Genomic DNA, 22,103 nt, shown 5'->3' on the forward strand with positions numbered 1-22,103 from the left:
AGAAAAGCTCGGCTGGCTTGCACCGCTTGAATTGCGACGCCAATTGACGACAGCGTAGCGATAACTCATTTCACTCACCCATATTTTTACTTTTCGCTTGTCTACTTGACAGGGGGCGCGGCATTTATGTCTGGATATCCCCCCCGTCGCCGCCTTATCCACGGCAAGGTCGGTAGTTTATAAACCCTGTGCCACAATTTTGGTAACGCAGGGTTTCGTTCCCTTATTCACCGAGGATGTTGCTTTTGCAAGCACTAGTTGGATACCATTCACAAGTGCCGCAAATATCATCCATTATGGCACTTGTCATCTGTTCGTTGATTTTTGAGATAATATTTTTGTATTGATACTGCCTTTCTTCAACCCCAAAGTAATCAACCACTTTTTGGTCAAAAAAAGTTACTTTTTCGTTGGAGCTGCATAAATCATCTCCAAGTTTTTTCGGGCACTCCTCGCAAATGTCATCTGTGGAGAATACAATTTGAATTGTTACATTCGCATCACTTCGCAAGAGGTTTACGATAGCGGTCATATTCTCGACAAAGGTATCGCTGTATCCACTTCCACTAAATCCCTGTGTGCAAAGCAAGTGATGGGGACGCAATTTCATAAGTGCATTTCTCCCTTTGCCGCAACTCGTTCACAACGCTCTAAATAGACACACCCATGACAAACATCTGCAAGTTTTTGGGGATTCAGGATCTGGTCACACAATTTGTCTCGTAAACTGCTCCAAGGGGCAGGATCGTCTGTGACTTGGTCGCATAGTGAAAGGACTTTCTCGTCAGATGTTGTTACCTCATGTTCTTTACTGCACACGCCAATTTCATTATGTGGACAATGCGTACATATCACATCAAGCGCAAAAGTCATCGTGATTGCTTTTGTTGGATCAGCGGCAATCTCATAAAGCAAACTACGCATGATGTTTGAGTACGGTGTACTGTGTCCCGCTGGATTAAATAGCAAAAGACATAAAGTGTGGTGCGGGCGCAGGAATAGCTGCTTTGTATGTAACATGGATTTTCCCCCTTGCTATCAGTTTGCGATATAGTATTTTTCCAATGCCTTTCTCATGATTGGAGTAATCACAAAAACGAGACCCATCTTGAGTAGCTCAATCAAGATAAACGGAGTAAAGGCAAGGAAAAATGCCGATTGCAGACTGGATCCTGTGATAAGGGCAAACTGGATTGTTCCCATCGAGAGGTTGAGAAGAGATCCCAAAATGAGTCCGAGAGCCAGCCAAATGAGTTTCTTCCTATCAGCGGAAAAACCAACAATAAATGCCATAAGAGGATAAGATAGAATATACCCGCCGGTAGGCCCTATGATGAAATGAAATCCACCATGAAATCCTGCAAACACGGGAAGCCCCACCGCTCCCAATAGCACATATACAAAAGCCGCAATTGCCCCTTTTTTCGCCCCCAATACAGCGGCGACAAACGGAATGATGAAGGTCTGCAAGGTCATAGGCACGCCACCCGGCAAGGGGACGGCAAGCTGAGAAACGGCAACAATCAAGGCGACAAAAACACTGATGACACACATATCACGGATGGACATTTTAGATTGATTCATATTAAAGGTTCCTCCTACTTTGTTTTTGCAAAGAGTATAACAGAGGATGCCCTTATTGTCAACTCAAAATGTTTTTAGGTTGACAATAAGGATTTGAAGGGATTCGCCCACAGCATAAGCATATAGCATACTCCAACCCCGCAAGAACGCCACGCCGTGATAAGTGAGATTATTAACACTCAAAGGTGGCTGCACCCCCATTGTAACTCCGGCGCACCCACGGGACAAGATAACGGCGCATTATCCTATTCCGTGGGTTTTGTGTTTTTGTGCCAACAGTCGGGTCGCAAAACTAAATCAAAATTGCGTTCATTCTGACTGCCAATTTGGACGAAAAACTCACAAACCCCACATCTACAATCATCGCAAAAACTCCAAAACCTTACTCCCGCCGCCGCGCAAAACAAGCCCTTGGGCGCGACTTAACTTCGGGACAAATTGCAGTGCCCCCTGTCAAGTAGACAGATGAAAAATAGCGTTTACACCAAGAAAGGAGCATTACAACGCGAAATATATCGACATCAAAGCGCACCAAAACCCGCGACATCGGCATGGAGCGGTAGGCATGGCGAGAGATGGGTCTGTGTTTCACAGCCTATCGAAAAGGCTTGATTTCCGGGTGGTTTTATGGTATACTCACGCCGTGGGTAGAAACATTATCTACTCTACGCACACACGCACCCATCGGCGCGTGAAGTTTATATTAGGTGCAGGATAATTGAATGAGATTATTCCATGTTAGCGAAGACCCAAATGTTGAAATATTTCATCCACGACTTCCACGGCGGGAAGAACTCGACCCGCACATTGGGTTAGTTTGGTCGCTAACCGAACCTGCGTTGCCTAACTGGTTGTTTCCGCGTGATTGCCCTCGTGTTGGCTATCGAGATTGTGATAATGTTACCCCGGAAGACATGAAAAGATTTTTTACATCGGGAGCGCGCCATATCGTTGCCATAGAAAACGATTGGCATGAACGACAACTTAATGCAACGCTCTATGTTTATGAGTTTGACCCGACAAACTTCTACTTTGACGAAGTTGCTGGGTTTTATGTCAGCCAAAAATCTGAAATCCCCATTGATATGGTAACCTACACAAATCTTTATGCAGAACTGTTTAATCGCGGTGCAGAAGTGCGGATAGTTGATAATCTTTGGGCTTTGCGTGATACTGTGTTTGCTTCATCACTTACAAAGTGGTCATTTTGCAAAATGGCAAACGCAAAACCCCGACCATAAATACAGCGCACCTAATAAGCAATCTACACCGGAGAATTTATATGTATTACTATTTAAACGGCACAGTCGCGCATTATGAACAAGACCTTGTTGTGTTGGACGTTGGTGGGATTGGCTATGCTTGTCACACAACGCTGGCGACTATTGCGCGATTAACGATTGGAACGCCTGTCAAACTGTATACGCACTTACAAGTCAAGGAAGACGCGCAAGACATCTACGCTTTTTTCTCGTTGGAAGAAAAGGCTTGTTTTCTGCGCCTAATTTCAGTCAGCGGCGTCGGGCCGCGATCGGCATTAAACATTCTGTCGATTTGTACCCCCGATCAGTTGGCATTGGCCGTTGCGACAGAAGACGATAAAGCGCTCACGCAAGCCGCCGGCGTCGGCAAAAAAATGGCACAGCGCATTATCTTGGAGTTAAAAGACAAGTTGGCACAACTGCCGCAAGATAGCGGCATTGCCTTGCCAAGCACCATCGACATAGGCGTTCAGAGCAATTTGCGCCAAGCTCAGGCAGCGTTACAACAGCTCGGCTACACGCCCAGCGAGGCCGGGCAGGCCGTAAAAGGCTTGAATGCCGAAGACTCAGTAGAGCATCTATTGAGTGCTGCACTGAAGAAATTGGTGTAAAGGCTTGACAAACAACATAAATATGCCATATAATGTTCATACCATGGAAATACATTTTAATATGGAGGGATACTCATGCTTAACAGACCTGAACTAAAATCTGCGGCTAAAGCCCAAATCAAAGGGAAAATCGGAATTCTATTCCTATGCATGTTCTTGATTGGTCTAATCACGAGTGCTGCCACACCTCTTCTCGGCGCAGGCCTTATCCTCGCTCCAGCATTTTCTATCAGCATGATCATGATTTACTTGGCGTTGATAAAAGGTGATGCTCCAGAAGTCGGAGATATATTCAAAGGGTTTAACCTGTTTGGCAAAGCACTTTGGTTGTCAGTCATCACACAATTCTTTGTTTTCTTATGGTCATTACTCTTCTTTATTCCCGGCATTATCAAGGCAATTGCCTATTCTATGGCACCATATATATTGGCAGAAAATCCAGATATGACGGCACGAGAAGCCTTAAACAAGAGTAAGGAAATCACGCAGGGGCACAAAGGCGAGTTGTTTGTACTTGCACTCTCATTCATTGGATGGATACTGCTGACTGTGGTCACGTTTGGCATCGCCTTTATCTACGTTGGTCCGTATATGCAGGCAACATATGCAAACACTTATAGAAAGCTATCCGGTAATGCAGAAATTTCCCCTGCCCCCACCACAGAAATTGTTGCAGAAGCCTAGAAACGTTCAGAGAGGCGCATGGCACGAGCTTATTAAAATTATTCAAAAACACAAAACACGGGCTTGACATCATCGTCGAGCCCGTGTTATACTGTTAAAGTATGCTTGTCATGGACAGAGTGCCAAATACTCACCCGCAACGATTGTATCATGGCAAGCAAGAAAAAGCAAGCACAAAACGCAGTTTGTTTCCACGCTGCCGTGCGTGTCGAGCCAGTGGATGATTATCGCGTATGACCCGTGCTTTTCATTGCTGGCTACTCACTACTAAACAATCAAAGGAGAACGCCCTATGGCAAACGCACCGCTCACTAAAGATGTCCGTTACGGCCGGACGGTTCGCAAGAGCTACTCCCGTCTCGACGAAGTCCTCGAATTGCCGAGCCTTATTGAAATTCAAAAGAAATCTTACAATTGGTTCTGGGCTGAGGGGTTACAGCAAGTCTTCCGCGACCTGTCCACCGTCACCGATTATACGGGCAACTTAGAACTGACCTTCCTCGATTATCGACTGGAAAACAAACCCAAATACCCTGTTGACGAATGCAAAGAGCGCGATGCGACTTACGCCGCACCACTTAAAGTACGTGTACGTTTGCGCAACAAAGCCACCGAGGAAATCAAAGAGCAGGAAATTTTTATGGGCGACTTCCCGCTCATGACTGACAGCGGCACGTTCATCATCAATGGTGCCGAGCGTGTTGTCGTCAGCCAAATTGTGCGTTCGCCGGGTGCCTATTTCAACGGCGAAAACAAGGCCGGCGCGGGTATGTTCTCGGCTTCTGTTATCCCCTATCGCGGTGCATGGCTGGAGTATGAGACCGATATTAACGATATCTTCAACGTACGGATTGACAAAAACCGTAAGCTACCTGTCACTTCGTTGTTGCGTGCCATTGGGCTAAAAACCAACGCCGAAATCATCGATATGTTCGGCGAAGATACGCGCATTATGGCAACATTGGAAAAAGACCCGGCACACACCGAAAAAGAGTCGCTGGAAGAAATTTACCGCCGTGTACGTCCGGGCGAACCGCCTACGGTCGAAAGCGCACAGGCGTTGTTGAAAAGTCTGTTCTTTGACGCGCGGCGTTATGACTTATCACAAGTCGGGCGCTATAAGTTCAATAAAAAACTCTCCATTGTGCAACGCTTAACAGGTCAGACCTTGGCATTGCCTGTTGCTGACCCATTGACAGGTGAAATTCTGCATGATGAGGGCGACACGTTAACTCGCGAGCAAGCGCAAGCACTCGAAGCGCGCGGCGTCAATGCCGTGACGCTGACTGTTGACGGGCAATTGGTCAAAGTGTTGAGTAATGGCATGGTTGACATCAATAATTTTGTTGACTTTGATGCTCGCACTGCGCTGAACATTCGCGAAAAAGTCACTTTTTCTGTATTGCAAGAAATTCTTGCCGAGGCCAAAGAAAAAGGCGAGAACATTAAAGAATTGATTGCTGACCGCATCAATGACTTGATGCCCAAACACATTCTGCCGCAAGATATTTTTGCTACCGTTAACTACCTCAACTGCCTTGCTCATGGCATCGGCATTGAGGACGACATTGACCATTTAGGCAACCGCCGCTTACGTAGCGTGGGCGAATTAATGCAAAATCAATTCCGCATCGGCTTCACCCGTATGGAACGCGTTATTCGCGAGCGCATGACCATCCAAGATCTTGAGATTGTTACGCCGCAATCACTGGTCAATATTCGGCCTGTCACAGCTGCTATTAAAGAATTCTTTGGCAGTTCCCCCCTGTCGCAGTTTATGGATCAGCCAAACCCGCTGGCAGAGCTAACGCATAAGCGGCGTGTATCGGCACTCGGTCCAGGCGGCCTATCACGTGAACGTGCCAACTTCGAAGTGCGAGACGTGCATTACAGTCACTACGGTCGTGTTTGTCCCATCGAAACACCCGAGGGTCCGAACATCGGCTTGATTGCCTATCTATCCACCTATGCACGCATCAACGAATACGGTTTTATTGAAACTCCGTATCGCCAAATCGATCGCAAAACACGGAAACTTACTGACGAAGTGGTCTACATGACCGCCGATGTTGAGGATGAGTTTATCATTGCGCAAGCCAACGAACCGTTTAACAAAGACGGTACATTTGCTAACCGGCGAGTCATCGGGCGACACCGCAATGAGATTGTCGAAGTTGAGTGCGATCGCATCGACTACATCGACGTATCAAGCAAAATGATGGTCAGCGTAGCGACATCAATGGTGCCTTTCTTAGAAAATGATGACGCCAAGCGCGCCTTGATGGGCGCGAACATGCAACGCCAAGCCGTACCGCTGCTCGTACCCGAAGCCCCCATTGTGGCAACGGGGATCGAGCATAAAGCAGCTTGTGACTCCGGCGTAGTGGTTTTGGCGCAAGAGGACGGCAAAGTGTCAAACGTCACAGCCAATTGCATTACGATGAAATATAAAGGCGGCGATGTTGTTGATCATAAACTAGTCAAGTTCGTGCGCAGCAACCAAGGTACTTGTATAAATCAACGCCCGTTGGTTAATGTTGGCGAAATGGTTAAAAAGGGCGATGTGCTCGCCGACGGCCCAAGCACATGTGAAGGCGAAATCTCATTGGGGCGCAATGTATTGATTGGCTTTATGACGTGGGAAGGCTACAACTACTCCGATGCCATTCTCATCAACGAACGCCTTGTGCGCGACGATGTGTTTACCTCTATTCACATTGAAGAATACGAAAGCGAAGCCCGTGACACCAAGCTAGGCAGCGAAGAAATCACACGCGACATTCCCAACGTGGGCGAAGACGCGCTGAAAGATTTGGACGAACGCGGTGTCATTCGTATCGGTGCTGAAGTGCGCAGCGGCGACATCTTGGTCGGCAAAGTCACGCCTAAGGGCGAAACCGACTTGACGGCAGAAGAGCGTTTGCTCCGTGCCATTTTTGGCGAAAAAGCGCGCGAAGTACGCGATACGTCGTTGCGCGTGCCGCACGGTGAAAGTGGTATTGTCGTAGACGTCAAAGTCTTTACACGCGAAAACAATGACGAACTGCCGCCGGGCGTCAACATGCTCGTGCGTTGCTACATCTCGCAAAAACGTAAAATCAGCGTAGGCGACAAAATGGCGGGGCGCCACGGAAACAAAGGCGTTATCTCGCGCATTTTGCCACAGGAAGACATGCCTTTCTTACCTGACGGAACGCCACTCGACATCGTGTTAAACCCACTGGGCGTGCCGTCGCGTATGAACATTGGGCAGGTGCTGGAAACGCACTTGGGTTACGCCGCGCACAAGCTTGGCTGGAAATGCGCCACACCGATTTTCGACGGCGCGAACGAAGACGACATCGAGAAAACTTTGGAGCTGGCAGGTCTGTCTCCTGATGGCAAGAGCGTTCTCTATGACGGGCGCACAGGCGAGGCATTTGACAATCCCGTTACTGTTGGCTACACCTACTTCTTAAAATTGGCTCACTTAGTTGATGATAAAATTCACGCCCGTTCGACCGGCCCGTACTCGCTGGTTACGCAGCAGCCATTGGGTGGCAAAGCACAGTTTGGCGGTCAGCGTTTTGGCGAGATGGAAGTGTGGGCACTCGAAGCCTACGGTGCGGCACATACCCTGCAAGAACTGCTCACCGTCAAAAGTGACGATATCGTTGGACGTGTCAAAACCTATGAGGCCATTGTCAAAGGCAAGAACGTACCTGCGCCGGGCGTGCCGGAATCATTTAAGGTGCTGATTAAAGAGTTGCAATCGCTATGTCTAAACATCCGTATCTTAGACAAAGACGGTGAAGAGATCGACTTCCACGCCGAGGAACCTGATTACGCCGCCGCCGACTTGGACGTCGAACCCAACTACGCCGCTGAGGAAGAACTTGAGCAAAGCGGTTATTCCATCAATGACACAGGTGCCGATTTTGATCTTTCCGGCGACTCAAACGATGATGAACTCTCTGTCGACGACGATGACGATACCCTTGATGATACTGTTGAAAGTGAGGAGCACGCATGAATCACGCACCATTTGAAGCCATAGAGATTCGTCTCTCATCTCCTGATTTAATTCTTGAACGTTCCTATGGTGAGGTAAAGAAACCCGAAACCATCAACTACCGCACGCTCAAACCCGAGCGTGAAGGTCTGTTCTGCGAACGCATTTTTGGCCCGACTAAGGACTGGGAATGTCACTGTGGTAAATATAAAAAAATTCGTTACAAAGGCAAAGTTTGCGACCGCTGCGGTGTGGAAGTCACTAAAAAAGATGTGCGCCGCGACCGTATGGGGCACATTGAATTGGCTGCACCTGTTTCGCATATTTGGTACTTCAAAGGCATTCCATCTCGCATGGGGCTGTTGCTCGACATGACGCCACGCCTGCTTGAAAAAGTGCTGTACTTCGCGGCATATATCGTCACGCGCGTTGAAGAGGGTGAAGTGCCGCTCAGCAAAAAACAAATTTTAACCGATGCCGAGTACCGCGATATGCGCGAAAAGTATGAAGATGCCTTCACTGCCGAAATGGGTGCTGAGGCGCTTGAAAAATTGTTGGCCGAAATCGACTTAGACACATTGTCAATACAACTGCGCGAAGAGTTGAAAGACGCATCGGCACAAAAGAAGCTGCGTATCCTCAAACGCTTGGAAACTGTCGAAGCTTTCCGCTTGTCAGGTAACCGTCCGGAGTGGATGATTGTCCGGCATATGCCTGTCATGCCGCCGGAATTGCGCCCCATGGTGCAGCTTGACGGCGGACGCTTTGCCACTAGTGACCTCAACGACTTATACCGCCGCGTCATCAATCGCAACAATCGCTTAAAGCGCTTGCTGCAATTGGGCGCGCCGGATATTATTGTACGCAACGAAAAGCGTATGTTGCAAGAGGCCGTTGACGCGTTGATTGACAACGGCCGCCGCGGCCGCCCTGTCACAGGCCCTTCCAACCGCGCACTCAAATCACTCTCCGATCTACTCAAAGGCAAGCAAGGTCGTTTCCGTCAAAATCTGCTGGGTAAACGGGTTGACTACTCAGGGCGCTCGGTTATCGTTGTCGGCCCTGAGCTGAAACTCTACCAATGCGGCCTGCCTAAAGAGATGGCCTTAGAGTTGTTCAAACCATTTGTTATGAAGCGCCTTGTCGGGCTCGGATTGGCAAACAACATCAAAAGTGCAAAAAAAATGGTCGAACGCTCGCGCGTTGAGGTCTATGACGCGTTAGAAGAAATCATCAAAGAACATCCGGTGCTGCTCAACCGCGCACCGACCTTGCACCGCTTGGGCATACAAGCCTTTGAACCGGTACTGGTCGAAGGCCGCGCCTTAAAATTGCACCCGTTGGTCTGCACAGCGTTTAACGCCGACTTTGACGGCGACCAAATGCCTGTCCATGTGCCGTTGTCAGCTGAAGCACAAGCCGAAGCACGGTTCTTGATGTTGAGCGCCAATAATCTGTTACACCCCAAAAACGGCCGTCCTGTTACTTTGCCGACTGAAGATATGGTCTTGGGCATTTACTATCTGACCATGGAGAATGCCAACGCAACCGGCGCGGGCAAAATCTTTGGCAGCCCCAATGAGGCATTGATGGCATATGACGCTGGTGTTATCGGTATCCATGCGCCCATCAAGGTGCGCCGTACTGGCGAATTTAACGGCCAGCCCATCCAAAGTATGGTCGATTGTACCGCTGGACGCCTTATTTTCAACGAGGCAATCCCGCAAGATTTGGGGTTTATCGACCGCACACACCCCGACCGTGCGTTAGAGCTTGAAGTTACCTATGCTTGTGGTAGCAACGAACTGTCACGCTTGATTGAGCGCTGTATCCACCGCAAAGGCTTTACTGAAAGTGCGATTCTGCTCGACAACATTAAGACACTGGGTTTCCACTACTCAACCCGCGGCGCCATGACCATTTCAATTAGCGATATGGTTGTGCCGGCTGAGAAAAAAGAGTTGATTGCCAAGAGTGAGGCAAAAGCTGTGAGTATTGATGATATGTACCGCCAAGGCTTGATTACCAACGATGAGCGTTATCGCTTGGTTGTACAAGAGTGGGAAAAAACAACCAGTGATGTAACCAAAGCGTTGCAAGCCAATCTATCTGACCTCAATCCTATTAAGATGATGGCCGACTCGGGTGCTCGCGGCAGCATGACACAAATGCGTCAGCTTGCCGGTATGCGCGGCTTGATGGCTAACGCAGCAGGCCGCACCATCGAGGTGCCAATTAAGTCAAATTTCCGCGAAGGCTTGTCCGTGCTGGAATACTTCATCTCATCGCGTGGTTCACGTAAAGGTTTGGCTGATACAGCATTACGTACCGCCGACTCGGGTTACTTGACACGCCGTTTGGTTGACGTCAGCCAGGACGTGATTATCCGTGAAAAAGACTGCGGCACAGAGCAGGGCATTACGTTGCGCGAAATCAGCATCGACGGTCAAGTCATCGTACCGTTGGGCGACAGGCTCGAAAGTCGTTACACTATGGACGATGTGTTGGATGCCAAAGGTAAGGTTGTCTTAAAAGCTGGCTCGCTGATTACCAGCGAGGTCGCGCAGCGGCTGGTTGCTAAAGGTGTCGAAAGCGTGCGTTTGCGTAGTCCGTTGGGTTGTCACGCGCGACATGGCGTATGCGCTCGTTGCTACGGTGCCAACTTGGCGACCAACGAAGAAATCAATGTCGGTGAAGCTGTGGGTATCATTGCGGCACAGTCGATTGGTGAACCAGGCACACAGTTGACGATGCGGACGTTCCACAGCGGTGGCGTTGCCGGTGTCGATATCACGCAAGGTTTGCCGCGAATTGAGGAACTGTTTGAGGCGCGTAAGCCCAAGCACTCAGCGACATTGAGTGCCGTTACAGGTACGGTCAGCTTTGAAGATATCAAGCGTGGCACAGTCAAAGTTGTCACTATCACCAACAAAGAGACGGGTGACAGTGCCAGCTATCAAATCCCATCAAATCACCGTTTCCGTGTTAAAGAGGGCAGCCAAGTCACAGCCGGTGAACGATTGACTGACGGCGCGCTCAATCCGCACGAAGTGCTTGATATTCTTGGTGTTGAGGCGGCACAAAACTATCTCATTCAAGAGGTGCAGCGCGTCTACCGCAACCATGCCGTTGACATCAACGACAAGCATATTGAAGTTATCGTGCGCCAAATGATGCGCAAAGTGCGCGTTGACCATCCAGGCGATACGCATCTATTGGCAGGCGCAATGGTTGATGTCATCGAATTCCGTGACGCCAACCAGCAAGTGCTTGACCGCATGGGCCGCGGCGAAGAAAATCTCAGCGAAGCTACCTTTGAGCCAATTATGCTGGGCATTACTAAGGCCAGCTTAGCAACCGAGTCATTCTTGTCTGCCGCGTCGTTCCAGGAAACGACGCGCGTGCTGACCGACGCCGCCATCAAAGGCAAGGTCGATCACCTCATGGGCTTGAAAGAAAACATCATCATCGGTAAACTCATTCCCGCCGGCAGCGGTATGGACACGTATAATAACCCGCAAATCAGCTACTCAGGCGGGTACGACAGTCTTCACGGCGGATATTGAAATTGCTAAAAAGAGCTGTTGGGATAACCCAACAGCTCTTTTGTTTTTGACGACTTCGTAGCATGCTTATTAGTACATAATGGCACTAAATATTTTTTCTAAAAATCATTTTAGTTTTGCCTATATATCCACAAACCTTATACAACGCCTGTGCCGAGCGATTATCAACAGATGTAGCTATATCTGCAATAATAACGCCCATTTTTTTAAACTCAGTCTCTATTTCATTTATTAATTTAGCGGCAATACCCTGCCTGCGATATTCATCATCTACGAACAATTCACCCACTGAACCATGTGGCGTTTTATAGCACATCGAGCGGCATATTTCTCCGCATATAAAGCCGGCAGGTGCGCCATTCGCATATGCAATCATTACTATTTCGCGCGTATTATTCTGCAAGGAATCAATAATCAATTCCTCAGTTGTACAATTGCCATTAAAAACAGCGTTGAGCCTATATAGAGCAGGAGCGTCCGACAATTCTGCTTTCTTTATTCGTATATCCATCGTACATAGCTCCTCATGTTCCTGACATAAATTCCCTACCCTCTTTCGTCAAGAGAGGGTCCCCACAGGGATGGGTGTTTTCCCACGCCGTGCGCAATAAAAATATATAAAACTTTCTACATCACCCAGACAACCCCTTCACCCTCAAGCTCGCATCATACAGCCCATTCCGCGCCAACCCCTCTTTACTCAACCGCGCCACAGCATCCTTCAATGTACCGCCATGCCGCACAATATCGTCTACCAACCGCGCCTCGTAAGACAGCGGCATTTCGTCACGCTCTTCTTGCCGCGGCGGCTTTTGCACAACCAGCACATACTCCCCGCGGCCAGCCTTAGCATTTTGCTCAATCGCCTGCATAACAATCTGCGGACTGCCACGATACATGCGCTCATGCAATTTTGTTAAGTCATTGCACAAGCATAACGCCGCATCATCCCAGTGCGCCGCAACCAGTTCCAATGTCTCACGCAGCCGATGCGGCGACAAATAAAATACAGCAATTGGCATAGAGTCGCCGTCGGCACGCGTCAGCAACTCGGCAATTTTCTTCTTCTCCTTGGGCAAAAAACCATAAAACCCAAATGACAACCCACTAAACCCCGAAACAGACAACGCCGCAATCAACGCGCACGAACCCGTAACAGGCAGCACCTCAATGCCGGCATCCACAGCCGCCGCAACTAAAAACGCGCCCGGGTCGCTGACGCTCGGCGTACCCGCATCACTAATCAGCGCAACATCATGTCCGCCCAGCATGATATCAATAAACTGCGCCGTCACTGCTTCCTCATTAAATTTATGACAGGCCATTAACGGCGTGTCAATGCCAAATCGCCGCAACAACACCGACGACGTGCGCGTATCCTCACAAGCAATGCGCTCAACCGACTGCAATATCTCAACGGCACGCGGCGACAACTCCGTCAAATTGCCAATCGGCGTGGCAACAACGTATAGTTTACCGGCCATCACTACGCATCAACATATACAGCATTGGCCTGCCTGCGCTTTTCCCATTTTTTGGTCAGCATACGAACAAAGCGGTTCAAGTAGATAAACATGCTCACTCCTAAGTGCATCAGTGGCAAATAGAAGAAAGCGTTACGCGACCACAACGGTTCAAGTCGCAAGAAATCGCCACCGCCAATGAACATAATGAGGAACATCGCGATACACCCTGCGTACAGCGCGATAATAAATCGATTAAACGGCCGCGCAACTCGCGCCAACACAGTGAAGTTGATAGTGCCAATGAGCAAGACATTCATGGTCGACACTTCTTCTGAACCTAAATCGAACAATGCGCCCGCTAAAATAACGAGCAAAATTGTCGTTACAACAGCAATGGCGGCCGGCACAGAGTTTTCCAACACATTTGCCAAAAAACGCCCGCGCGGCTTATTATAATTGGCACGCATCGCCAAAAAGAAAGTCGGCACGGCAATGGCGGCGGCACTGACCGGCATCATCATCGCCGTGTCATCAATGGGCAGGTCGAGCGGTACAAATGCGAAAATCAACCCCAATAGCATAAAATAAATCGTGTTGACAAGGTAAATGCTCGCCACGTTTTCAATGTTGTTAATGACGCGACGCCCCTCTTTCATGACACGCACCATGGCCGCAAAATTTGAACTCAACAGCACAAAATCGGCCGCATTACGCGCCGCTTGGCTACCCTCGACCATAGCGACCGAGCAGTCGGCCTCCTTCATAGCGAGCACGTCGTTGACGCCGTCGCCCGTCATACAAGTCGAATGCCCGTGGCGCTTTAATGCCCGCACTAACTCACGTTTTTGATGCGGCGTTACGCGCCCGAATACGGTATAGTTCTCCACCAACGTATAAAAATCGGCATTTTCACCCTGCTTGCTCATATCGACATAGCGATTTGCATTGTCAATGCCCGCCTTTGCCGCAATGGTACTGACTGTCACAGGATCGTCACCGCTGATGACTTTCAACATCACGCCCTCTTCGGTAAACCTACGAAATGTATCATACGCCTCAGGACGAATATTGTCGCCAAAAATAAGCAGCCCTATGCACTTCAAGTCATGTGGCAGTCTGTCCCCGTCTAAACGTTCCGCACTGTGTGCCAAACACAACACACGATAGCCCTCAGCAGCATATTTGTCTACCGTTTTGAAAAAGGGTTGATTGCCCGCCGGAAATACAAATTGCGGCGCACCGATAATGTAACTCCCCTGCCCTTGGAATGTTACGCCGCTCCACTTCCGTGCCGAGGAAAACGGCACAAGTCCCGCCGCCCGCCATCTTCCGCCGTTGGGAAATGTGCCGCGAATGGCTTCTGCTGTGGCATTTTCGTCAGGCAAAGCTGTCATAATCTCGCCCAATACCTGCCCTGCTTTTTCCGTACTATACCCCTCGCGCAGTACGAATTTTCTGAAACTCAGCGTACCGTCAGTAATCGTACCGGTTTTATCCAAACACAACACATCGACCCGTGCCAGCGTTTCAATACTTGGCAGTGACTGCACCAATGCCTTATGCCGCGCTAATTTTATAGCACCGAGCGCCAACGTCACGCCGGTCAACAATATCAGTCCGGCCGGAATCATGCCCAGCACAAGCGTCGACGTGCCCAAAATTGAGCTTTGAAAAGTGGCACCCGGCCGCTGATAGGCATTGTGAAACAACAGCAACCCCAGCGGCACGATAACAATGGTGGTTACACGGATAATGCCATTTAGAGTGCGCATCAACGGCGTGGTTTTCTTCTTAAACTTCTTGGCCTCCATTGTCAGCGAGTTAGCAAAATTGCCCGCACCAACCGCTGTTACCCGAACATAGGCGTTGCCTGCAACAACAAAGCTGCCGCTCATTACCGAATCGCCGACTGTCTTATGAATAGTATCTTGCTCACCTGTCAGCAAAGCCTCGTTGACTTCTAGACTGTCGGTATATACCACCTCTGCATCGGCGCAAATTTGTTCACCAGCCGCTAAGATAACGATGTCATCCATCACAACATCCTGTTGGTGTATCTCTTGCGACTGCCCGTCACGCAAAACTTTCGTCTTTGACGCAGCGAGAATTGACAGCCTATCCAATGTCACTTTTGACCGCCATTCCTGAAAAATACCCATGGCTGTGTTGGACAACGCGACGCCGATAAACAGCACACTCTGTATCTCTCCACCAGCAACCAGAATCAAAACAAAGAGTGCCACATAAATAAGATTAAAAAGTGTGAGCGTATTCTTAGCGACAATTTTGCCTATGGTCGGCGTAACACCCTCTGGCGCGGCGTTGTACAGCCCCTTAGCGTGGCGTTGTGCGACCTCCGCCGCTGTAAGACCCGTCATTTGATTTGGTTGCAGTTGATTCAAGAGAGCACCTCATTACTTAACTTAAATTAATGTAAAAAATTTTATTATTTTTTCTTAGTATATCATAATTCTTCTCGCAAAACAAGTCAGAACACAGAAATTAATGCCGCCTTGACAGAGTGCGCAAAACATGAATAAAAAAACACTTGCAAAATGCCATTGTATCTGTTATACTTAGCACAACACACGCGAAATAAAGAAAAATTTTAGGAGGTTCCCAATGAAAACAAAACGCATTTTGGCAGTCACTATTGTTCTCGCTTTGCTGATGAGTACCGTCGGTTTGGCTGCCGCACCCGCTGCAACGTCCAGCACAGAAGGCATTGTTGTATTCGATGTTATGAACATTCCCGTCACAGACTGGGTCGCCAGCCCGCCTGCCGGTGGTGGCGTTGTCGGTACTCCAGTGATTGCCGACGGCGTACTGACACTTCCGAATGTCGGCGGCGGTTGGCCGAGCACAACCCTTGGGTTGGCACAAGCGATCACCATTCCCCAAGCCGAATGGCAGCATTTCACGCTCTATTTCGACATCTCCGTAGCTGTCGAATCGGCATTCTCACTGTTTAACATTGAAGTTGGCGACTTAAACGCCGTCACAATCAATCGTGTATTCCAGCCGGACGACGCGCTGAGAACCAATGTTGGCGACATCGTTGCCGGCAGTTACAGCGGCTCGCTTAATCTAGCTGATGTCTTAGCAGGCCGTTACTTTATTGAAGACGACGGCGATGGCGGTTTTATACTTATAGACACGCCGTTCGTAGCTGAAGAATTCATCTTTGCAGGCCTCCGTATCCACGCCGTTCTCGGCAACGTAACCATCCGCGACTTCCGCTTGGTCGACTATCGTCCCGCGGACACACGCCCACTCCCTATCTCAGACGTTGATACTCCGAACTCTTGGGCACTCCCTTATATGCGTGATGCACTTGAAATGGGCATTGTCGGAGAGTACTTGCCCTCAGGTATTGGCTTCCGTCCTGACGCACCGCGTTGGTATATTGCTCAACTGTTGGCAGACTTTATGGTAGCCTATACCGAATCGGCAGACCTTGATGAAGTTGTAGATGCATGGCTGGCCGTTGACGGAAATGATCCGTTCCCCACTGCTTTCCCTGATGTAGACGACAGCCACCCGGTATACGAGCAAATCGTGGCCATGGCGACCATGGGCGTCATCCGTGGCGGTGAATTTGGCGGCGTCTTTGGCTTTGGCCCTGATTTTTCACTGACCCGCGCCGAAGCAGCCGTTGGCTTGACCCGTATGATGGAAGCCTTAGGTGTCGACACCGCAAACTATCCAAGATTGGGCGATGTCTTTGCCGACTGGGGGCCCTCTGCGGCAGTTGGTGGCATTCCCAGTTGGGCGTTTGACTCGGTTGCCTTTATGTACTACTTCGAAATTATGGGTAACACAACCAGTGGCATCAACCTCATTCCTGACGGCGACGGTTGGTGGACAAACTACTTATTCAGCCCCGCTCTCGGCTTTGCAACCCAGCAATTGATTGCCGGTATGGTTCGCATGATGGACACAGAGTGGCCTGATAGCCCATTCGGCCCGGGCGACCCAATACCCAGCCCGTTTGATATCCTTAGCCTTCCCGCCAGTGCGTGGGGCAATAATTCTGCCGGCGGCGGTAGCGTAAACACAACCGGTGGCGCCGGCAATCCGCTTGTTATCACCTCGCCGGCAGGCTGGCCCAGCGCAACAATGCTATTCCCCGCACCTGTTATTGTACAAAGCGGTCATGCCCTGCACTTTGACATGGATATCGCAGTAGGCGAATATGTGCGCATTCACGCTGTCGATTCAGAAGGCAACTATACCTTTGAACTCACTTGGGTGGCTCTGACAAATGGCAACCAAACCGGATCGATTTCAATTCCGCCAGTTGCCGCTAACCCCATGTATGGCTTTTGGATTCAAGTTGTCGGTGGTGGTTCAGTAACCGTCAACGAATTGCGCATAGGCGCATAATCGCAACCTCATAGCGCTATCAAAAGCCCCGCACAAAAATGTGCGGGGCTTTTTCACACTTTATTCATTACACAACTTGTTTGCGATAGCGGCGCGTCACACCGCCCACATTTCCTATGTAACACATTTCTTCCCAGCCACGTTTTGAGAGTTCCACAACAGGCCTATGATCACAAGTTCCGTCACCCGGGCAATCGAGCAACCAACCGCCGACGCTACACACACGCTCGATTTCAGCAAGCTCGGCACTGTAATCATCGCCAATAACATGACCTGACATCACAATATCAAATGTATTGTCAGGATATGGCAACGAATCAGCCATACCGTCAGTTACGCGAACATTGACAATGCCCTCGCGGATAATTTTATCATGCAGATATTGCCGCAGTGTACTAACAGGCTCGACGGCATACACCCATGCCGCCTTTTCCGCTGCTGCAAACGCTAATCTGCCTGAACCGCTCCCCACATCAAGCACAGTTTTTCCCGTAAAGTCTGCCATCTCAAACAGCCGCGCCTTATCCCACGCATAGATGAAGTCGCAGTTGGTGTCCATCAATACGGGACGCGTGTAAGTGATAAAGTCTTCTACAGAAATCAATGCGTACATTTCAGCGTTACGAATCTCCGCCGCCTCAATTGTTACAGGTGCATTTTCCGTAATTTCGGTGATAAAGCTTGCGCTTTCGGGACAATGCTGCTCAAAATACCATCGCACAGCAGGGTTGGCATTAAGCGCAATACCCATACTGCGCCGCCACTCGTCTTTGTCATTCCGCCAACCGGCAGACTGAAGCATCATCTTAATTTGGAAACGTTCCAATAGCAGAAATGCGTTGAAGGAAAACTCCTTCGGGTCAATCCAATTGAGTGCCATAAGTCCTCCCTTATTTTGGAAGGGCTAAAATATCGTCACCCTCCCGTTGTTTTGAGTGATAATTACATGTGTCATGTCAATCGCCCCTTTCATTATGATGGTTTTATTGTAACACAAACGTATTGCAGGGTCAAGAGAACGCTAAAACAAACTTACTTGCAGCGTATCCGGCAAATCATCCAACGCACCCAACGCACCCAAGTGCTCAATATGTGCCTTGTTCAACTTGCCACATCGTGCTTGTAAGTCGTCAACCGCCAAAAACGGCGTTTCTCGCTCACGGATAATCTCTTGCGCCGCAACATCCCCCAGTGACGGAATGACATTGAGGGGCAAACGCAATTTTCCATCCTCAATGGTAAATTGTGACGCATCCGACTGATACAAATCAACAGGCAAAAATGAAAAGCCCCGCGCAGCATACTCATATGCCACTTCACCCACCTCCACCGCCGCCTTTTCCAGCGCTGACGGACGCGGTATTTTTTTCAACACCTTGATGTAGCGGGCAACTTCGCCAAGCGACGCAGTCATCGCAGCAACATCAAATGTCTTGGCTCGAATGGAAAAGTATGCACTGTAAAATGCCAGCGGGTGGTGCACTTTGTACCACGCAATACGAAATGCGGCAATCACATATGCCGTAGCATGCGCTTTAGGGAACAAGTATTTAATTTTGGCGCAAGAATCGATATACCACCGCGGCACTTGGCAACGCACCATCTCAGCCTCCTGTTCTGGTTTGAGCCCCTTGCCTTTACGCACATCTTCCATAATCTTAAACGCTGTCAAGCCGTCCATGCCATACTTAATCAGAGAATCCACCATGTCGTCACGCGCACAAACTACACTCTTGATTGTCGCCGTGCCGTCTTTAATCAATTCCTCAGCGTTATGCTGCCATACCATTTCACCGTGTGATAACCCCGAAATGCGTATTAAATCATCAAAACAATCGGGCTGTGCCGTTGTCAACATGCCGCGCACAAAATTTGTACCGAATTCAGGCACAGCCACAGCACCGGTTTGCCCAAGAATTTCATCGTCTTGATATCCTAACGCGCTCGACTCGCTGAAAATGCTCATCACTGCAGGATCGTCCAGCGGCACGGTCTGGCTGTCAACCCCCGTCAAATCAGTCAGCATTTTCAGAATTGTCGGATTATCATGCCCAAGCAAATCAAGCTTCGGCAAGTTTTCTTCAATGGCATGATAGTCAAAATGCGTAGTAATCATGCCGGAATCGGCTTTATTCGCCGGATATTGCACTGGGCAGAAGTCGTTGATATCCATATCTTCCCGCACAATCACTAATCCGCCGGGGTGTTGTCCTGTCGAACGCTTAACGCCGACAATGCCGTTCGCCATCGCCCGTTTCTCAATATGCGTGCGTGTTTCACCAATCGCATCAAGATAATCATTCAGATAGGCAAACGCCGTATTTTCTTGAATGGTAGAAATGGTTCCTGCCCGATATACATTCTTTTCGCCGAAAATTTCAACGGTATGCTTGTGCGCCTCAGCTTGGTACTCGCCCGAGAAATTCAAATCAATATCCGGCGTTTTCTCTGCATTGAATCCTAAAAACATGGAAAAGTTGATGTCATACCCATCCTTGATAAAAATTTTTCCACACGTCGGACAAGCTTTGTCAGGCAAGTCGGGCCCGCACGCCGCAGGCGCATTTTCGGGGAACTCCCATGCCTTGCATTGTCCGCAACGATAATGCGGCGGCAAAGAATTCACCTCACTAACGCCTGCCAAAAACGCCACAATCGACGAACCGACACTGCCGCGCGACCCAACTTGATAGCCATTTTCCTCACTCCGCGCAATCAACATCTGCGCCGAAATGTAGATGACAGCATAGCCGTTATCAATAATTGCATTCAACTCTTTTTCGACACGTTCTTGCAATGTAATCGGTAAACTGCCGCCATAGTATTTTTCAATACTCGCATACGTCAAGCGACGCAGTTCTTCGTCACTACCCTCAATTTTAGGGAAAAATTCACCTTTTTTAATCGGGCGAATTGCCTCGATACGGTCAGCAATGGCATTGCTGTTCGCAACGACAACCTCGTAAGCTTTCTCTTCCCCAAGATAAGAAAACTCTCCCAACATCTCCTCTGTCGTACGAAAGTAAAATGGTTGTGACGTAATGTCATATTTTTTCTTGGCGCCCAACATGGCGCGGTTGACTTCGTCTTTCGGCTCACAAAAATGCGCGTCACCTGTTGCCACAACGGGAATATTCAGCCTTTCGCCTAATGCCACAACCTTGCGATTAAAATCGCGTAAATCTTCATCATCCTTGGCAATACCTTTGTCAATCAAAAAGCGATTGTTACACAAAGGCATAATCTCAAGATAATCGTAAAATCTTGCAATATTATCCAAAACCTCATCTTCAACACCGCGTAAAATAGCGTCAAAGACCTCGCCTCGCTCACATGCCGCACCAATAAGTAACCCCTCACGTCGCTGTGATAACAAAGTTTTATCATAACGCGGGCGACGGTAAAAATGCTTGGTATGGCTGTCACTGATCAAGCTATACAGATTTTTTAATCCGTCTTCATTTTGAGCCAACACAATAACGTGGCGTAATTTTTCATCACGTTGCTTAACATTTGCATTATCACACAAATAGCCCTCGACCCCGTAAATGACCTTTATTTTATCCCTTGCTGTTTTCATGGCATCAGGAAACGAATGGGCCACGCCGTGATCGGTGATGGCAATCGCCGGATGGCCCCACCGCACAGCCATGTCAATCAACGTGCCAACGTCCGATGTCGCGTCTTCGGCCGACATGGTGGTGTGCAAATGCAGCTCCACGCGCTTTTTCGGCGCATTGTCTCGACGGTATTCCGGCTCAGCCAATGTGATGGCCGTCGGACGAAAATGCTGTTCAAATGTCTCCTTTGCAGGATTGTAGCGTTGCTTTAACATACCATTCAGCCGCACATATGCACCTTTTTTCGCTGTTTGCAACAACGTCTGGCTCAACTGTTGTTGCTTTTGGTCTATACCGCCGCTTTTTTGATCTCGATACGGCGTGAACATAACACAAACAGCACTACTCTCATCAACAATGCCAAATTCAATATTATATGTATCTTTGAGTGTTTTGCTATGGCGATTATCAGTATAGAAAATCGTGCCTTCAATCGTAATATTCCGCTTATCTGGCTCCAAATCTTTGATCCTGGTGATTTTTCCGTTTGATTTTACACTGCGAGGGGTAGATGACTTTTTTGATGGCGGCGGTCCTTGTTTTTTCGCCGGTACGGGCATATCTTCCCATGGCGGCATGTCCGACTGCGACGGAATGCACGCTGACGCATCCCCTATCAGCGGCTCACCCTTTCTCACTTCCTCATTGCCCCCAACCCGCACCCAAACAGCGCGGTCGCCACTGACAATGCGTTTTTCTACCACTGTCAATTCCAGCCCATTGAGTTGAAAATGCTCAATCGTCTTGCGCCGCAGAGCCTCTAAATCGTTAATAATGCCGTCAGCGCGCAAAGAAAGAGTCATATGGCGCGTTTGGCGCGATATGGTCATCGAAGCAATTTCATATGTTACATCGCTATCAAGCGCAATAAGTTCATTAAGCGTTTTCATGGATTTTATTATATCAGTTTGCACCGAAAAAGGCAAGCCCGGC

The 22,103-nt window shown here is 49.0% G+C and carries 14 protein-coding genes; 6 read left to right on the forward strand and 8 right to left on the reverse strand.

The annotated features are described in order from the left end of the window. Window positions 1-223: 223 nt before the first annotated feature. From FWE06_05390 to FWE06_05400, 3 genes are read right to left on the reverse strand one after another with little or no spacing between them, the layout of a single operon-like run. The gene (locus FWE06_05390; GenBank protein ID MCL2546614.1) at window positions 224-610 is read right to left on the reverse strand and encodes a DUF1284 domain-containing protein; all 387 of its coding nucleotides are present in this window, start codon (window positions 608-610) and stop codon (window positions 224-226) included. Then, window positions 607-1,020, reverse strand: coding sequence for a DUF1284 domain-containing protein (locus tag FWE06_05395; protein ID MCL2546615.1), 414 nt, complete (start codon window positions 1,018-1,020; stop codon window positions 607-609). The genes FWE06_05390 and FWE06_05395 overlap by 4 nt, the downstream gene beginning before the upstream one ends. A gap of 18 nt (window positions 1,021-1,038) precedes the next feature. Then, complete coding sequence (locus FWE06_05400) at window positions 1,039-1,584, reverse strand: biotin transporter BioY (protein MCL2546616.1); 546 nt, start codon at window positions 1,582-1,584, stop codon at window positions 1,039-1,041. Window positions 1,585-2,306: 722 nt separating this feature from the next. On the opposite strand from FWE06_05400, the gene FWE06_05405 reads away from it, so the two are divergent. From FWE06_05405 to rpoC, 5 genes are all read left to right on the forward strand, one after another. Continuing rightward, window positions 2,307-2,825 carry a hypothetical protein gene (locus tag FWE06_05405; protein ID MCL2546617.1) on the forward strand — a complete coding sequence of 173 codons (519 nt, stop codon included), beginning with the start codon at window positions 2,307-2,309 and terminating at the stop codon, window positions 2,823-2,825. Window positions 2,826-2,866: 41 nt separating this feature from the next. Continuing rightward, window positions 2,867-3,457, forward strand: coding sequence for a Holliday junction branch migration protein RuvA (gene ruvA, locus FWE06_05410; GenBank protein ID MCL2546618.1), 591 nt, complete (start codon window positions 2,867-2,869; stop codon window positions 3,455-3,457). 75 nt (window positions 3,458-3,532) lie between these two features. Continuing rightward, the gene (locus tag FWE06_05415) at window positions 3,533-4,141 is read left to right on the forward strand and encodes a DUF975 family protein (GenBank protein ID MCL2546619.1); all 609 of its coding nucleotides are present in this window, start codon (window positions 3,533-3,535) and stop codon (window positions 4,139-4,141) included. A 292-nt stretch (window positions 4,142-4,433) separates the two neighbouring features. Beyond that, window positions 4,434-8,153 (forward strand): DNA-directed RNA polymerase subunit beta, encoded by a 3,720-nt coding sequence (rpoB, locus tag FWE06_05420; protein MCL2546620.1) that lies wholly within the window; start codon window positions 4,434-4,436, stop codon window positions 8,151-8,153. Continuing rightward, a complete protein-coding gene (gene rpoC, locus FWE06_05425; GenBank protein MCL2546621.1) occupies window positions 8,150-11,698 on the forward strand; it encodes a DNA-directed RNA polymerase subunit beta' in 3,549 nt (1,182 codons plus the stop codon). The genes rpoB and rpoC overlap by 4 nt, the downstream gene beginning before the upstream one ends. A gap of 85 nt (window positions 11,699-11,783) precedes the next feature. Here rpoC and FWE06_05430 read toward each other — a convergent pair whose 3' ends face one another. The 3 genes from FWE06_05430 to FWE06_05440 all read right to left on the reverse strand — a co-directional run bounded on the left by FWE06_05430 (window position 11,784) and on the right by FWE06_05440 (window position 15,566). Then, a complete protein-coding gene (locus tag FWE06_05430) occupies window positions 11,784-12,209 on the reverse strand; it encodes a GNAT family N-acetyltransferase (GenBank protein MCL2546622.1) in 426 nt (141 codons plus the stop codon). Between the two features lie 121 nt (window positions 12,210-12,330). Beyond that, window positions 12,331-13,182 (reverse strand): 16S rRNA (cytidine(1402)-2'-O)-methyltransferase, encoded by an 852-nt coding sequence (gene rsmI, locus FWE06_05435; GenBank protein MCL2546623.1) that lies wholly within the window; start codon window positions 13,180-13,182, stop codon window positions 12,331-12,333. Window positions 13,183-13,184: 2 nt separating this feature from the next. Beyond that, complete coding sequence (locus FWE06_05440; protein MCL2546624.1) at window positions 13,185-15,566, reverse strand: HAD-IC family P-type ATPase; 2,382 nt, start codon at window positions 15,564-15,566, stop codon at window positions 13,185-13,187. A 220-nt stretch (window positions 15,567-15,786) separates the two neighbouring features. On the opposite strand from FWE06_05440, the gene FWE06_05445 reads away from it, so the two are divergent. Continuing rightward, entirely contained in the window at window positions 15,787-17,550 is a 1,764-nt protein-coding gene (locus FWE06_05445; GenBank protein MCL2546625.1) for an S-layer homology domain-containing protein, read from the forward strand. A 67-nt stretch (window positions 17,551-17,617) separates the two neighbouring features. On the opposite strand, the gene FWE06_05450 is transcribed toward FWE06_05445, so the two are convergent. Both FWE06_05450 and FWE06_05455 read right to left on the reverse strand, forming a co-directional pair. Continuing rightward, window positions 17,618-18,430, reverse strand: coding sequence for a class I SAM-dependent methyltransferase (locus FWE06_05450; protein MCL2546626.1), 813 nt, complete (start codon window positions 18,428-18,430; stop codon window positions 17,618-17,620). 141 nt (window positions 18,431-18,571) lie between these two features. Further along, window positions 18,572-22,060: a PolC-type DNA polymerase III gene (locus FWE06_05455; protein ID MCL2546627.1), complete on the reverse strand. Its 3,489-nt coding sequence runs from the start codon at window positions 22,058-22,060 to the stop codon at window positions 18,572-18,574. Between the last annotated feature and the right edge of the window lie 43 nt (window positions 22,061-22,103).

The organism is Oscillospiraceae bacterium, from assembly GCA_009780275.1.
In the GTDB taxonomy this organism is placed as follows: Bacteria; Bacillota; Clostridia; order Oscillospirales; family UBA929; genus WRAI01.